Source organism: Flavobacterium sp. IB48 (assembly GCF_016405855.1).
Taxonomy (GTDB): Bacteria; Bacteroidota; Bacteroidia; order Flavobacteriales; family Flavobacteriaceae; genus Flavobacterium; species Flavobacterium ginsengisoli.
Map to the genome: position 1 here is coordinate 133186 of NZ_JAEFCA010000004.1, position 16353 is coordinate 149538.

The 16353-nt window shown below is 33.2% G+C and carries 15 protein-coding genes and 1 pseudogene; all 16 read right to left on the reverse strand.

Annotated elements, in window-relative coordinates:
• Window positions 1-79 precede the first annotated feature (79 nt).
• Window positions 80-1267 carry a hypothetical protein gene (locus JC605_RS14040; RefSeq protein WP_198856797.1) on the reverse strand — a complete coding sequence of 396 codons (1188 nt, stop codon included), beginning with the start codon at window positions 1265-1267 and terminating at the stop codon, window positions 80-82.
• Window positions 1268-1453: 186 nt separating this feature from the next.
• Window positions 1454-1819 (reverse strand): hypothetical protein, encoded by a 366-nt coding sequence (locus JC605_RS14045; RefSeq protein ID WP_198856798.1) that lies wholly within the window; start codon window positions 1817-1819, stop codon window positions 1454-1456.
• Between the two features lie 80 nt (window positions 1820-1899).
• Entirely contained in the window at window positions 1900-2607 is a 708-nt protein-coding gene (locus JC605_RS14050; RefSeq protein ID WP_198856799.1) for a M949_RS01915 family surface polysaccharide biosynthesis protein, read from the reverse strand.
• 53 nt (window positions 2608-2660) lie between these two features.
• Window positions 2661-3149, reverse strand: a complete 489-nt coding sequence (locus tag JC605_RS14055) for a YegJ family protein (RefSeq protein WP_198856800.1) — start codon at window positions 3147-3149, stop codon at window positions 2661-2663.
• A gap of 21 nt (window positions 3150-3170) precedes the next feature.
• Window positions 3171-3638 (reverse strand): DUF1572 domain-containing protein, encoded by a 468-nt coding sequence (locus JC605_RS14060; protein WP_198856801.1) that lies wholly within the window; start codon window positions 3636-3638, stop codon window positions 3171-3173.
• 35 nt (window positions 3639-3673) lie between these two features.
• Complete coding sequence (locus JC605_RS14065; RefSeq protein ID WP_198856802.1) at window positions 3674-4225, reverse strand: hypothetical protein; 552 nt, start codon at window positions 4223-4225, stop codon at window positions 3674-3676.
• Between the two features lie 142 nt (window positions 4226-4367).
• On the reverse strand, window positions 4368-4817 hold the full coding sequence (locus tag JC605_RS23740) for a hypothetical protein (protein WP_233074113.1): 450 nt from the start codon (window positions 4815-4817) through the stop codon (window positions 4368-4370).
• Window positions 4814-5176 carry a hypothetical protein gene (locus JC605_RS14070; protein WP_198856803.1) on the reverse strand — a complete coding sequence of 121 codons (363 nt, stop codon included), beginning with the start codon at window positions 5174-5176 and terminating at the stop codon, window positions 4814-4816. The genes JC605_RS23740 and JC605_RS14070 overlap by 4 nt, the downstream gene beginning before the upstream one ends.
• Window positions 5177-5258: 82 nt before the next feature.
• The gene (locus JC605_RS14075) at window positions 5259-5795 is read right to left on the reverse strand and encodes a hypothetical protein (RefSeq protein ID WP_198856804.1); all 537 of its coding nucleotides are present in this window, start codon (window positions 5793-5795) and stop codon (window positions 5259-5261) included.
• 53 nt (window positions 5796-5848) lie between these two features.
• Entirely contained in the window at window positions 5849-6298 is a 450-nt protein-coding gene (locus JC605_RS14080; RefSeq protein ID WP_198856805.1) for a hypothetical protein, read from the reverse strand.
• A gap of 452 nt (window positions 6299-6750) precedes the next feature.
• Entirely contained in the window at window positions 6751-7053 is a 303-nt protein-coding gene (locus JC605_RS14085) for a hypothetical protein (protein WP_198856806.1), read from the reverse strand.
• 163 nt (window positions 7054-7216) lie between these two features.
• Window positions 7217-7621: a helix-turn-helix domain-containing protein gene (locus JC605_RS14090; RefSeq protein WP_008462113.1), complete on the reverse strand. Its 405-nt coding sequence runs from the start codon at window positions 7619-7621 to the stop codon at window positions 7217-7219.
• A gap of 258 nt (window positions 7622-7879) precedes the next feature.
• On the reverse strand, window positions 7880-8194 hold the full coding sequence (locus JC605_RS14095; RefSeq protein ID WP_198856807.1) for a GIY-YIG nuclease family protein: 315 nt from the start codon (window positions 8192-8194) through the stop codon (window positions 7880-7882).
• Between the two features lie 347 nt (window positions 8195-8541).
• Window positions 8542-9768: pseudogene (gene lysA, locus JC605_RS14100) on the reverse strand (diaminopimelate decarboxylase); the annotation flags it as partial.
• 453 nt (window positions 9769-10221) lie between these two features.
• Complete coding sequence (locus JC605_RS14105) at window positions 10222-11676, reverse strand: glutamate synthase subunit beta (protein ID WP_012024227.1); 1455 nt, start codon at window positions 11674-11676, stop codon at window positions 10222-10224.
• 93 nt (window positions 11677-11769) lie between these two features.
• Window positions 11770-16284, reverse strand: a complete 4515-nt coding sequence (gene gltB / locus JC605_RS14110; protein WP_198856809.1) for a glutamate synthase large subunit — start codon at window positions 16282-16284, stop codon at window positions 11770-11772.
• Window positions 16285-16353 lie beyond the last annotated feature (69 nt).

The following is a 16353-nucleotide window of genomic DNA, read 5'->3' on the forward strand; positions in this document are numbered from 1 at the left end:
ATTTTTTTTCAATGAAAGAACCTAAACAAAAAAAGACGCATCAAAAATGCGTCTTTTTCTTTATAATCATGTTATATAATTATCGTCTAATTTTATTCTTTACAATGATGTCTTTTAGCTTGGCTTTCAGGTCTTCACCTGTATCATAAACCATTTGTTCGTTATTCGGAAACGGAACGGCACGTTTGTCAAAATACGATAGATAATTATCTTCACAAGCACCTCTATTTCCTTTATAAGTCGAGTAAATATTTTCGAAAACATATTCGCTGCTTATTGGGAAAGTCTGAACCAGCTGATTGCTTTTTAAGTCTACATAATCTACTTTTGCCGTTACCAGACAAGATTTAAACTGTCTGAATTCATAAACTGTTGCGCGAAGTGTTTTATAATTATCCACTTTAATTTCTTTACCTAAACTATCTTTTACTGGTCTTCCGCGGCTGTCTAAAAGTGTTTTTACGCCATCTTTAACTTGTCTTTCTTTCACAAACTCTTTCTCTTTGATTTGTTCTGGAGAAATTGCAATCTGTCTGAAACTAAGAATCAAGCTATAATCGTACGATACATTTTTTTGTCTTGCGCTATGATAAACCGTCCATTTATCATTCAATCCGTAAGTTTTAAAATCTAACAAATCGTCTTGAAGCATTTTCGGGATTACCATATTGGTTTCATTTTTAGCGTAAACATCTACAAAATCAGTTCCTTTAAACTGAGCGTCGTCCATTAGTTTTTTAGTGTTTTTGTAGCCAGGATTAATGCTTTCCAAATAAGCAAAATCGTCGTATGCTTTTCTAAAATCTAATTTATTATTCGATTTCAAAAGCGTAGAAGCGTTTTCATATAAATATTTAGAAAGTGCATTTTTACTGTTTACAATCTCATTTGAATAATTATCAAACGGAAAATTTGCATTTCGTCCCAATTTCAATAAAGGCAAAGGCAAAATCGGCCTGATTTTTTCCTGACGATTATTGAGCTGTATATAAGTGTTGTAGATACGCTCGGCATTTGCAGGATTATTTTCTTTATTAAGCATTTCCAAATTACGCAAATCGCGATCTTTGGCTTTTGCAAAAGCTTCCTCAAGCAAATAAACATAATCTTGTTTTCCTTTAGAATCTTTTTTGGTGCGAAGCGCCTCAACAGCGCGATCAATTGCACCGTCGTAATTTCCATCGCTAAGCATTGATTGTGTTGTTTTTACCCCACAAGAAGAAAGGGCTAAAAACAATATAGAAACTAGAAAAGTAATTTTTTGCATAGTGTGTTTTTTGAAGTTGCAAATATATTTTATTTAACTTTCAACAACTATGCCTTTTTCTAATTTATTTAAGGAGCAGAAATGCTGTTTTCAAAATAAACATCTGTCCCGATGCATGCTATCTCTTCCATCGGGATTAGATTAGATGTTTTGATCTTTATAAGGAATAAGAAAATAAATGCTAATTTATTCGCTTACCTTTTTATACTCAAAAGTACCAACTTGCGTATTGGTTATAACACGTTTTTGACTGTCAAAAGAGTTTATAGTAAACTCAACCGGCAGGATAACAGAAATAATAGTCAAGTGCGAATTGTCATTAGATAATTTCCATTTGGCTTTGTGCAATTCGTCTCCGATAACGCTTTCAAAATCGCCATTTTCTTTAAAAACCTGAAAAACCTGATCTGTTTTAAAACGCTCTTGAATATTTTTTTCTTTTCCGTTTTTAGTCCATTTTACCAATTGCCATTTTCCAATAAGTTCTTTAGAAGTTTGGGCAGATGTAGATAATGCAAGTAAAAATGCGATGCAAAAAAATAATTTACTCATTTTTAGTTTTTTAGAATTGATGAATAAATTTAAGTATTTTCTATTTCAAGAATAAAAAACTAACGTTAAGTTTAATTATTTTAATCTTCCCATGTTTCGATTAAGTTATCATTCCATAATTTCTGAGCAAACTCCTTAAAGACTTTTTGACCTTTTTTAAAGTTTTCATCAAACTTGAATTCGCCACCTTCAAATTGCTTTTCGCCATTATCTGCAACTCCTATTTGAACCTTATTCTCGCCGCGCATTGCATATTTTGTGTTTCCTTCGTACATAATAATTTTCATCTCAGACGGACTTACATCTCCGTGACAAACGGTTTTATACATAAGCCAGACTTCTGCAATTCCGTTGTTGTTCAAATCTGTAACTTGAAAAGTGTCTTTAATAAACGAAGCAACAAGATCGACAGGACAATCTGAAATGAAATCGTAAACTCGCCAAGTTTGCTTAGCTTGATTTCCTGAAATAATATAATGGTAGGCAAATAATTCGGCATCAGAGCCATCTGTTTCGTGTACAAACTTTTTATTGATGTGGTAACCTGTTTCAGTAGTAATTACAATATTATCTCCTGATTTATCTTTCCAACGAACAGCATTTTTAATATGACCTTCATATTTTATTGATTTAGGAAATTGAGTTGAATCGATTTTTTCAACAGTTAAAACAAAAGGTTCTTCTGTTGATTTCTCAGTTGACGTAGAAGTTGTAATTTCCTCTTTTTTATCTGATTTACAACTTGAAAAAAGAACGATAGCTAATAATAGGATTGTAATTTTTTTCATGAAATGCATTTATACAATTTAATAGTTGAGTTGTTTTTTTATTTAAAGAAAAATTAATCTATCAGCATACCGCTTTCTTCGTCAAATACTTTTCGTTCTTCTTCACTCATTCGGTCTCTTAAAACACGAATGGTGTAGCCTCCATATAGTTTGCCGTTTATAAGATACATCCAGTCACTAATTTTAGAAGTTTCAATATTGATTTTGTCGCCTGCTTTATATTCTGTAATGTATTCGGGATCACTGTTTAAAATTCCAGAATAATTTCCGTCGATATACTTAATTTCCCCAATCCACATATGTTCTATGCCTTTTGAATTAGAAAACTTAACTTTTAAAGAATGGCTATCGGCATTAAAATTAGACAATCCTTTATTGAATTCATCTAGAGTTTCATTTGCTTCCAAAATTGCAGCATTCATTTCCGGATCTTCACTTTCTACGTTGTAAATTGTTGGTTCGCCTTCTCTTTCTATTTTATTAGAATCTTTGCAACTTGCTAAACAAAAAAGACTTGTTAGTATTAAAATATAGCTTTTCATTATTATGCTACTGTTTGATTTTTAGTTTGTTATTTGTTTTTTTATTAAGACGATCTGTCCTAAATGATAATAGCTATGTTCAATCATAGCTTCGATATTTCTTTTATAAGTTCCGTATTTGGCATCTACAAAAACATCATTGAGTTTTTTATCGGGCATTTGTTCTATTAGTGAAGCAAATTCTTCGGCATCATTCCAGAATCTATTTAAAAAAACATTCCATTGTTCTTGCGAATGAATTGGCGGAAAATCAAAACTAAATTTGTCTTTTATATCCAAAGTTCCACCTTTAAAAACCTCATTAAGTCCCTTAATGTAATAATGAATATGCTGAGCCAGAACTGCAATTGTATTTAAGTTCTTTATTGGACTAACTGCAATTTTCCAATCCAGATTTTCTAGCTGATCTTTAAAATTGGTGTTTGCAATCCAAGTTCCGTTTAAAATGACTTCTCTAAAACGATTGGCAATTTCGGTTGTACTTTTCATATTCAAAATAGTTTAGAAGTTAAATTACGATTAATTTATTCTTGCTGAATCCATTCGTATTTTCCATTTTTAAGATAAATAACGCCGCCTCCGCAACTTTCTTCGGCGTGAATAAAGATTCCGTCGTTTGGAAGTTTTATTTTGTCTTCTTCTGCAACTTGTTCTTCGCCAATGATTTCTCCGTCTTCATTTACATTTTCAAAATAAACCTCATTTTTGGGCGCTTTTTCAAATATTCCAATCCAATCAATTTCGTCAAAACCTTGATTTAAAATATCATTTCCAAAACCTAAATAATCAGTTCTTTTTCCGTTTCCGTAAGTGATTTTAAGACCGCTTTTTTGGTTTTTTGTACTTCTAAAAATTTCTACAGTTTCATCTAAATTATCTCCGTCAAGATCACATAAGATTTTGTTGGTTTTATGTTTTGTAGATAGCACAATCGTATCTGCTTTTTGTGTTTCTAGTTCTTTCTTTTCAGTTACCTTCAAAGAATCTTTTGGAGCAATTTTAGAAGTTTCTGTTTTTGCTTCTTTTTTACAAGAAATAGTAAGTACAGACAAAAGGAGTAGAGTTCTAATTTTCATATTAGGCTTAGATAAATTTTAAAATGCTAATATAAAAAATTACGTACGAAAATAGATTGCTTTTTATTGTAGTTAAGCAGTCTTTCAGTTCATTTTTAATTTAGAGATTCAAAAAGAGCGAATTGTTTTAATATTAAAACTGCTATCGAATTTTTGAAGATTGAAGTCTTTCTCTTAAAAGAGCTCCTAAGAGTGGCAATATTCCAATTATAATAATTTCGATTAAATAGAATCCAGTTCTTTCTATAAAAGAAGGGTATTTTAAAAAGTTAGGGAATATTGTAAAAAGGGGCCATTCAAAAGGAAATAAATATAATTGCATACCAGTCCAGACATAACTTGATTCTATGTTCTTATTTGGAAGCTGATTTGGACTAATAATAAGAGAAGCAATAAAAAAGATTATACCAATTAAGCCAAGAATACAGTATTTTATTTTTTTATTGTCCTTTATTATAGTAATAAATCCTGAGTAGATATATATTATCAAGGTCATAAAGAAGAATAAAAAAACCAAAAAAGGATTAGTCACCGCTAGCATTGTAAATATAAAAATGCAAACTAGAACATGAGCTAGAATTATATTTTTCATTTTTTCCTAATCTTCACCTGATACACAATTTCCCAAAAGATAATTGAGAAAACAGCATTAGCAAAAATGGCCGTTTTAACCTGATACGGATCGTAATTGACAAGCAGATGCAAATTGGTAAACTGTAAGGCCAAAAACATAGCCAAAGCCGCGATTCCGACAGCGCAAAGTACATTAAGCAAAGGTTTCCATTTTAGGGCTGTAAAAGCATAAATAAGATTCAGAATACCAAAGCCAACTCCTAAAGTTACAAAACCATCACCTTTAAATTTCTCATTTAATTCAAGAAAAAAATGCGTAGAAGTAAGGTATAAAAAGAAAAGAATAGAATAAATTAGGATTCGTACTTGTGGTTTCATTTTGTATTATTTAATATGATAATTTTTTTAGATACGAAGATACTATTTAATGTCTTAAAATGTCGTTAAGATAATTTTAGACCTATTTCCAAAAATTCTTTACTGTGTTAAAATGCTCTTCATTATCTTCTGCGTCAGTGTATACATATAAATTATCCCAATAAATAACACCTCCAATTTTAACGAAAATTTTATAATATCCTGTAGTAAGGGTTTTTATATCAAGTTTAGGGTTACTTGTAGACAATTCGTTTAAAGAAAGTTTAGAACTTGATATAATAGATTGTTCGCTATATAAGCTGCTGTTTAAAATAGTGCTGAAATCAACACTTTGATAAATTTTTTCGGGAGTTGCAGGAACTAACCATATTGCTGTAATGTTTTCTTGTGCTGAAATGTAAAGATTGTTGTTGTTACGTGCAGGATTTGGGAAAATTAAAAATTTGTTTTTTACAAAAGTATTTGGGTTACCGAGTTTTAATCCCATATCGTCTGTAGTTTGTCTAAAATCAACTCCTGTTACAAGACTTATAGAAGTCTTATCGGTTTGAGGAGTTTTATCGTCATTGCTGCAGCTTATCGCTAAAAGAGATATAAGGATAATAAGTATTTTTTTCATGTTTAATTTATTTTGAATGTTTTGAAAAACGTAAAATAGCTCTGATTAGGATTTTATGGCAAAAGCGTTTCTATTTTGGTTTCCGATTTTTCTTTTAGCGGACTATCTGCCTTCAAACTCCAAATGATTAGAAATTTTCCTTTTACAACATATTCTTCCGGATGTTCGTCTGTTGGTTCGCCAGCTTTTCCCCACAATAAACCTTGCAGAAAACGATCGCCTTTAAAAACGTGGTCAAATTCAAAATACATAATAGAGCCTTTGTCACCTTTGTTTTTAAAACTTTGAATGGCTTTACTTTTTACAGTTCCAACAATATTGCTGTAGGTTTCAATATCGGTATAAAAATTACAAGCCTGAGGTGACACACAAATATTACCGTCGTTTGGTGTATAGCCTTTTGGAATTTCTTTTGGTTTTAGTTTTAAATCAGCTAAGGTTTGGCTGAATGAATTTGTTGTGAATAGTAGGAATAGTGTTGATAGTAGAATTGTAGGTTTCATTGATTTTGGGGCTTAAAATTTTGATTTTTATAATGTTATAATTTGTTGTCTAAATACATTAAAATGAGAATACATGTAGAAAAAAGAAATATTTGAAATGCAACATTACTAATTCTATATAACATTCTGCTTCTTTTGGTTTCTTGTAGCCATTCAGTTGTATATTCTTCATTTTTTTTATCAAAAAATCGATCATTAAAATATTTAAAAACAAAAGAGAGAGCAAGAAAAGCGATAAAAACAAATGGCTCACTAATTTTTAAATTAGGTAGAAAAATTTTCTTAATAATTAGTGAAATTAAAAATATTAATAATGATTCGTGTATTGAAATCGAAGTGGTGGCCTGCCAACTGTTTATTGATCTTGTGTTGATATAAAAGAATCTTCGATAAATTTTTTTAATGTCCAAGAGTTGTTTTTTTATTTAGTGAATTTGATTTTGCAATTCTAGCTAATTTCTAAAAACATTAATCGTTTTTGATAAAATTAAATACAATTGAAAGGCAGTTATAGAGACCGTAATAAGTGTGAGATAAGCAGAAGAATTAATAAGTTTATTGTTTTCTATCTGTAATTGTTTTGCAATATTTACTCTTCTGTTATTTAAAGTTTTTAAAAAATGCATTAATACGATTGACCAGCTAAACATTAAAAGGATAAAAAAGGCAAAACCATTTGGCATTCCTTCGATGTTTAGTAAAGTATAAATTTTGGTAAAAACTATTGCAATTACAAAATAAACTAATGCGTACAAAAGTATTTTTTTTAATCCATTTTCAGGTTTTAGAAAATAAAAAATAGAGCAATTTAATAAGACAATAAAAAGGGCAAGAAGAAGATATGACATTTTGTTTCTGGGCTTAAAAAAAGCACAAAGTAAATCTCTGTGCTTTTGTAAAATTTATATTTCTAAGGAATTATTTTCCTTTTAGTAATTTTTCTAAATATTCCACTTTGTCTTTTTCAGCCTGAACCAAACGTTCGTAAAGTTCTACAACTTTATCAAGTGGATTGAAAGTGCAAGAATTGTTAGTGTTTCCACTTCCTTGTGCTCCGTTATTTGCACTATTGTCATAAAAGTTATTAAAGAAATTAAAAACTGATTCTTCAGAAAAATTTTCAATCACCTCTTTAGTTACGCCTAAAGCTTTTGCAATTTCAACAAGTTTATCTTCATCAACAGTTTCACTTGCCTCAATGTTAGAAACAGTTTGCTGGCTTAAACCAATTGCAATTGCAAGCGCTTCCTGCTTCATACCTTTAAGCTCTCTGATTCGGCTTATGTTTCTGCCGATATGTTTTGGTTTTGATGTCGTGCTCATAATTTCAAAGGTATTTAAAATTTTTGATTTTATTGAAGAGTAAATATATGATTTTTCTGAGGTGAATTGTTGTTTAAAGTTTTAGTTTTTAAGTTACGATTATCCACAATCTTGTCATTTCGACGTAAGGAGAAATCTTCACAAGTAGCTCCGCAAAGATTGGAAATTAAACACTGAGATTAAGTATTAATTATCCACAATATTGTCATTTCGACGAAGGAGAAATCTTCGCAAGTAGCTCCGCAAAGATTGGAAACATTATTCAAATAAATAATTTAGAAAATCCAAATCAGGATTAATGGTTTTTATTAATTCAATTTTCTTCTCTCTTCGCCAGTCTTTTATTTCTTTTTCACGAGCAATTGCTTCTTGAATCCAAGTGAATTTTTCGTAGAACAACAAATAAGTAGTATTGTATTTTGCGGTAAAGGTTTTGTTCCCAGTTGTATTGTTTTCTTTGTGCTGACTTAAGCGAATTTTTAAATTATTTGTGACTCCTGTGTAGAAAACGGTTTTGTATTTGTTTGTAAGAATGTATGTGTAGTATGTGTGATAGCCTTCTTGTTGATGCATTTTTTTTTCGGCTAAAGATAAATAATTATTTAAGATTTTTCTTTCTTTTTTGTGATAGGTTTTTATATGCTTGGTGGAGTTTCTTGCGAAGATTTCTCCTTACGTCGAAATGACAAACTTGGTGGTTTCGTTATGTGTGTTTTGACTTTTTTTGTAGAGCTACTTGCGAAGATTTCTCCTTACGTCGAAATGACAAATATTGTGATTACTTTGCGTGGGCTTCGACTTCGCTCAGCCTGACAAGACGTTGCAAAATAATCTAAAATCTAAACTCAAAAATCTGAAATAAAAAAATCCCGCCTCAATTAAGAAACGGGATTAAAATGATATTCTTTTTTTTTCTATTGTTAAACCGTAGCTGCAATTTCTTGTGGCAACGGAATTTGATTTTTAAGTAAATCTTCAAATGTTTCAGCTTGGCGAATCAAGATTCCTTGACCGTTCATCCAAAGAACTTCGGCTGGTTTGTATCTTGAGTTGTAGTTTGAAGACATTGAGAAACAGTATGCTCCTGCATTTCTGAACTCTAAAATGTCACCTTCTGTGATTTCAGCAATTCTGCGGTTGTTTGCAAAAGTATCGGTTTCGCAAATGTATCCTACAACAGAGTAAAAACGCTCTTTTCCTTTCGGGTTCGAGATGTTTTCAATATGGTGTGAAGATCCGTAAAACATTGGACGAATTAAGTGGTTGAAACCACTATCGATTCCTGCAAAAACTGTTGAAGTTGTTTGTTTTACTACGTTTACTTTTACTAAGAAATGACCTGCTTCAGATACAAGAAATTTTCCTGGTTCGAAAATCAAAGTTAAATCTCTGCCGTATTCAGTACAGAAAGCATTGAATCTTTTTGATAATTTTTTACCTAATTCTTCGATGTCTGTTTCGATATCGTCTTTTTTGTAAGGAACTTTGAATCCGCTTCCGAAATCTAAGAATTGTAAATCTTTGAAATGTTTAGCGGTATCAAATAAGATTTCAGCAGCATACAAGAATACTTCGATATCTAAAATATCAGATCCTGTGTGCATGTGAATTCCGACAATGCTCATTTTTGTGTTTTCAACAATTCGCAAGATATGCGGAATCTGGTGAACAGAAATTCCGAATTTACTATCGATATGTCCAACAGAAATGTTAGCGTTTCCGCCCGCCATTACATGTGGATTGATACGAATACATACCGGAATATGTGGATGTTTTGTTCCGAATTGCTCTAAAATAGATAAATTGTCGATATTGATTTGTACACCCATTGCGGCAACTTCTTCGATTTCTTCTAGAGAAACGCCGTTTGGTGTAAAGAAAATTCTTTCGGGTTCATAGCCAGCATGAAGTCCTAATAAAACTTCCTGAATTGATACAGTGTCTAAACCAGACCCCATGTTCTTTAATAACTGTAGAATCGCAACGTTTGACAATGCCTTCATGGCGTAATTAACTCTTAAGTTTTCTACCTTAGAGAAAGCTTTAGTTAATCTGTTGTACTGAGATTGGATTTTTTCAGCATCGTAAACATACAATGGACTTCCAAATTGGTCTGCTAACTGCAGTAAATCTTTTGCTTGCATTTTTAAATCATTTTGGGCAAAGTTATTACACTTTTATCTATCAGCAAATAATTTGTAGAAAAATAACAAATTATAACAAATTGTTTTATTTTAAACAAAAAGTTGCTGTTTTTGGAATTTTATAACCTTTTTTTAAGATGCTAAGGTTCTAAGTTGCTAAGGTACTAAGTTTTTTTTAGCCACAAATTCACGAATTTGACTAATTCTAAAATGCTGTTGAAATTGTTTTGCTATGAATTTCACGAATTAAGAGAAATTAAAAAAATAGAAATTAGAGAAATTCGTGAATTCGTGGCAAAAAAATAATCTGTGGCTAAAAAAAAACAAAACCCCTGAATATAAATTCAAGGGTTTGTTAGTAGTTATGTTGTTTATCGGAAAAGATTAATAAAATGCAAGGAAAAAAAACTTAGTATCTTAGAACCTTAGCATCTTAGTATCTCAGAAACTTAAAAATTATAAACTCGGTAAATCTCCTTTTCCTTTAGTAGGCAAGTTTGTAGATCCCATAAGGAATAAATCTACTTCTCTTGCTGCTTCGCGACCTTCTGAAATAGCCCACACGATTAATGATTGTCCTCTTCTCATATCACCAGCAGTGAAAATGTGAGGAACGTTTGTCTGATAGTTATGCGCTTTGTAATTGCTTCTCATATCAGTTTCGATTCCTAATTGCTCGCTTAATGTTTTCTCTGGACCTGTAAAGCCAAGAGCCAATAAAGCTAAATCGCAAGGCCAGATTTTCTCAGAACCTTCTTTTTCGATTAATTCAGGACGCTGACCTGGAGTCATTTTCCATTGCACTTCAACTGTTTTTAATCCAGTTAATTCGCCTTTATCGTTAGAAATGAATTCTTTAGTGTTGATCAACCAGTTTCTGTCACATCCTTCTTCGTGTGAAGAAGATGTTTTAAGCTGCAACGGCCAGAAAGGCCAAGGAGTTGACTCGCTTCTTCCAACTGGAGGTTTTGGTAAAATCTCAAAGTTAGTTACCGATTTAGCTCCGTGTCTGTTTGAAGTTCCAATACAGTCAGAACCCGTATCTCCACCACCAATAACGATTACATCTTTTCCAGTAGCTTTTACCTGATCTGGAATAGATTCTCCGTATAAAACTTTAGTTTGCTGTGTCAAGAAATCCATTGCCTGAACAACACCTTTGCTTTCGATTCCTTTAGTTGGAAGGCTTCTTCTTTCAGTTGCTCCTCCGCATAAAACGATAGAATCGAATTGGTTTAATTCTTCAACACTGAAGTTAACACCAACATTTACATTAGTTTTGAAAGTGATTCCTTCTGCTTCTAGAATAGCTACACGACGGTCGATAATTCCTTTTTCTAATTTGAAATTTGGAATTCCGTAACGTAATAAACCTCCAATTGCGTTGTCTCTTTCAAAAACTGTAACCGTATGACCAGCTCTGTTTAATTGCTGAGCAGCTGCAAGACCAGCAGGCCCAGAACCAATAACGGCAACTGTTTTTCCAGTTCTTGTTTTTGGTGCTTGTGGTTTGATCCATCCTTCGGCGAAACCTCTTTCTACAATGCTTTTTTCGATGTTTTCGATAGAAACCGGATCTTTGATGATTCCTAATACACATGATTTCTCACATGGAGCAGGGCATAAACGACCTGTAAATTCAGGGAAGTTGTTAGTCGATTGTAAAATCTCTAACGCGCTCTGCCATTCTTCCTGATGCACCATGTCGTTGAAGTCAGGAATTAAATTTCCTAACGGACAACCACTGTGGCAAAAAGGAATTCCACAGTCCATACATCTTGATCCTTGTTCTTTTAATTTATCTTTTGGTACCGGAATAGTAAATTCGTTGTAGTTCGAAACACGTTCTGCTACTGCTAAATTACTTTCATCGGCTCTGTTATATTCTTTAAATCCGCCTATTTTACCCATGACATTTAAATAAATTTAGTTGTGAGTTGTAAAATGTGAGAGGTGAGTTAAAAACTTAGCACCTCTACACCTTTGTATCTCAGAACCTTTTAATTAAGCTATTAGTTCTTCTATTTGTTTTTCTTGTGCAATTCTTTGTAATGCTTTTTTGTAATCAGTTGGCATTACTTTTACGAAGTGCTGTTGTTGGTTTTCCCAGTCTGCTAAAATTCTTTTTGCTAATGGACTGCTTGTGTACAACGAATGATTTTTGATCAGTTTTCTTAGTTTAGTAAGATCTTCTTCTTCCATTGGATCGAATGCAACCATTTCCATGTTACAAACTGTAGAATCGAATTTCTTATTTGGATCGTAAACATAAGCTACACCACCGCTCATACCAGCTGCGAAGTTTCTTCCTGTTTTTCCTAAAACTACTACTGTACCACCGGTCATGTACTCGCAACCGTGATCTCCAATTCCTTCAACAACTGCTGTTGCTCCAGAATTTCTCACACAGAAACGCTCTCCGGCCATTCCATTAATATAAGCCTCTCCGGTAATAGCTCCGTAAAGGGCAACGTTTCCAATAATGATATTGTCTTCAGGGTTGAAAGTTGCAGTAGGAGGTACTTTTACAATTAATTTTCCTCCAGAAAGACCTTTTCCTAAATAATCATTACAGTTTCCGTGAATTTTAAATGACAATCCGTTTGTTGCGAATGCACCAAAACTTTGTCCAGCAGAACCTTCAAAATCAACTAAAATAGTGTCATCAGGTAATCCTTGTGCGCCGTAGATTTTTGAGATTTCGTTACTCAAAATTGCACCTACAGAACGGTCTGTATTTTTAATTTTAAAGGTTACTCTTGTTTTCTCTTTTCTATAGATAGACGGAATCGCTTCTTTGATGATGTCAAAATCCAATACATTTTCAAGTTGGTGATCTTGAGTTGTTGTATTATGATTTGGCTCTGTTTTCGCTTTTTCCGGTTTGTATAGAATTGTTGACAAGTCTAAACCATTTGCTTTATAATGTTTGATGGCTTTGTTCACATTTAATTTTTGTGACTGACCTACCATTTCTTTTAGCGTTCTGAAACCTAATTGCGCCATGATTTCTCTTAACTCTTCAGCAATGAAATACATGAAGTTGATTACGTGCTCTGGAGTCCCTTTGAAATTTTTTCTCAATTCAGGATCCTGAGTGGCAATACCAACTGGGCAAGTATTTAAGTGACAAGCTCTCATCATGATACATCCAGAAGCAACAAGCGGAGCCGTTGCGAAACCGAATTCCTCAGCTCCTAATAAAGCTGCAATAGCAACGTCACGACCTGTTTTTAATTGTCCGTCGCACTCTAAAACTACACGGCTTCTTAAATCGTTTAAGATTAAAGTCTGCTGTGCTTCCGCTAAACCAAGTTCCCATGGAATACCTGTGTGTTGTAAAGATGTTAATGGTGCAGCTCCCGTTCCTCCGTCGTAACCAGAAATCAAGATAACATCAGCTTTTGCTTTGGCAACACCGGCAGCGATAGTTCCAACTCCAACTTCAGAAACCAATTTCACGTTAATACGAGCTTCACGGTTCGCGTTTTTCAAATCGTAAATCAACTGAGATAAATCCTCAATTGAGTAAATATCGTGGTGAGGAGGAGGAGAAATCAAACCTACATAAGGCGTAGAGTTTCTCGTTTCAGCAATCCAAGGCACAACTTTTTCTCCAGGTAACTGTCCACCTTCACCAGGTTTAGCGCCTTGAGCCATTTTAATCTGGATTTCTTTAGCGTTTGTCAAATAGTTGATCGAAACACCAAAACGTCCTGATGCAACTTGTTTGATTGCAGAGTTTCTAGAATCTCCGTTAATTTCTTTCTGGAAACGTCTTGGATCTTCTCCACCTTCTCCAGAGTTACTTTTTCCACCAATTCTGTTCATTGCAATTGCTAAGTTCTCATGCGCTTCTTGGCTGATAGAACCGTAAGACATTGCTCCAGTTTTGAATTTTTTTACAATTTCTGTCCAAGGTTCTACTTCGTCAATAGAAATTGGATCTAAATTGTTGAATTCAAATAAACCTCTAATGGTCATTAAGTTTGAGCTTTGCTCATTAACGGCATTTGAGTATTCTTTATAACTTTCTGGGCTGTTTAAACGAACTGCTTGTTGTAATTTAGAAATAGTAGTTGGGTTAAACATGTGTTTTTCACCGCCACGTCTCCATCTGTAAATACCTCCAATTTCAAGAGAAAGCAAGTTTGCAATTTTTGAATTTGGGAAAGCTTTTTGGAAACGTTTTTTAACTTCTTTTTCAACTTCCATTAAACCAATTCCTTCAATTCTTGATGGAGTGTAAGGGAAGTATTTAGATGTAAATGTTTTGTTTAAACCTAAAATCTCGAAAATCTGGGCAGCTCTATATGAATGTAAAGTAGAGATACCAATTTTGTTCATGATTTTCACGATTCCTTTTGCAATCGCTTTGTTGTAGTTTACAACAGCGTAATCCGCTTTTACTTTTGTAATGAAACCTTTTTCAACCTGATCGTGAATGATTTCGTTTACCATGTAAGGGTTGATGGCACTTGCACCATATCCAAACAATAAAGCAAAATGATGAGGTTCTCTTGGTTCTGCAGATTCAATGATGATTCCAAATTTAGAACGAACCTGTAAAATGTTCAAAGAGTGGTGAATGTAAGAACAAGCCAATAACATAGGAATTGGAGCTAATTCTTCGCTTACACCTCTGTCAGATAAAATGATGATATTGCATCCTTCTTCAACTGCTTTAAAAGTAGCCTGAACACATTTTTCAAGAGCACGCTCTAAACCGTTAACTCCTTTTTCTATTTTATATAAAGTAGAAATAGTAGCCGATTTGAAATCTGGGTGATCTATATTTCTGATTTTATCCAAATCTTCGTTAGAAACAACTGGATTTTGGATTTTTAATTTTTTACATTGTTTAGATTCAATTTCGAAAATATTGAAATCTCCACCAATCGCTAAACTGATATCAGTAATAATTTCTTCACGAATACCATCCAACGGTGGGTTAGTAACCTGAGCAAATAATTGTTTGAAGTAATTGTACAACAACTGAGGCTGATCAGAAAGAACTGCCAAAGGTGTATCATTACCCATAGAACTAATTGCTTCAGCTCCGTCGCTACCCATTGGGTTAATGATTGTTTTTAAATCTTCGATTGTATAACCAAACAAACGTTGTCTTGTTAAGAAATCTAATTTTTCAACAGGAGTAGGGTTGTTGGTGTAAGGAACGCTAGCCAATGGCAATAAGTTTTCGTCAACCCATTGCTTGTATGGACGTTTTGTAACGATTGCTTTTTTAACTTCTTCGTCTTCGATGATACGGCCTTCATTCATATCAACTAAGAACATTTTCCCTGGCTCTAAACGACCATGCTGAATTACATCTTCTGGATCGATATCTAATACACCAATTTCAGATGACATAATTACGAATCCGCTTTTCGTTAATGTATAACGAGAAGGACGTAAACCATTTCTGTCTAGTAAAGCTCCAATCACGTTACCATCTGTAAACGGAATAGAAGCAGGACCATCCCAAGGCTCCATGATACAAGCGTTGTATTCATAGAAAGCTCTTTTTTCTGGAGACATTGTCTGGTGTTTTTCCCAAGCTTCAGGAACTACCATCATCATTGCCTCTGGAAGAGAACGGCCAGTCATTAATAAAAGTTCAACCACCATATCCATAGAAGCAGAATCTGATTTTCCTTCTAAGATAATTGGGAATAATTTTTTGATATCATCGCCAAAAACTTTGCTCTGCATAAGCTCTTCACGAGCACGCATACGACTTACGTTTCCACGAAGTGTGTTGATCTCACCATTATGACACATGTATCTAAACGGTTGAGCTAAGTCCCAAGATGGGAATGTATTTGTAGAGAAACGTTGGTGTACAAGCGCTAAACGCGTCACCAAGTCTGGATCTTTCAAATCTATATAATAACGGCTGATGTCTTCTGGCATCAATAGACCTTTATATATTATAGTAGTTGTCGATAAACTAGTAAAATAAAACATGTGGCTTTCTGAGGTTTTAGATCCTCTTACGGCATGTTCAGCAATTTTTCTAGCTGCAAAAAGTTTTGCATTAAATTCTTGTTCAGTTAAATCTTGTCCGTTTTTAGAAACGAAAACTTGTTTAATTGTTGGTTCTTTTTCTGCGGCAATTTCACCTAGATTTTCAACGTCAACGGGTACATCTCTCCAACCTAAAACTTTTAAGTTTTGGTCTTTGATAGTAGCTTCAAATGCATTAATACAAAAAGAAACCTGGTTTTTGCTTTTTGGTAAAAAAACCATTCCTACTGCATACTCACGCGCTTCTGGGATTTCAAAGTCACAAACTTTCTTAAAAAAATCATGAGGAATGTCGAATAAAATTCCGGCTCCGTCTCCAGTTCTTCCATCAGAACTTACGGCACCACGATGTTCTAATTTAATTAAGATGTCTAATGCTTTGTGAATAATATCATTTGACTTAATACCATTCAAATTACAAATAAATCCTGCACCACAATTGTCGTGTTCAAATTCAGGCAGATAAAGCCCTTGTTCTTTAACTCTCATTCTTGATATTTTTTTTACAAAAATAAAGATTTCGTTAAACATAATGTATTGAAATTATGAATTCGCTTT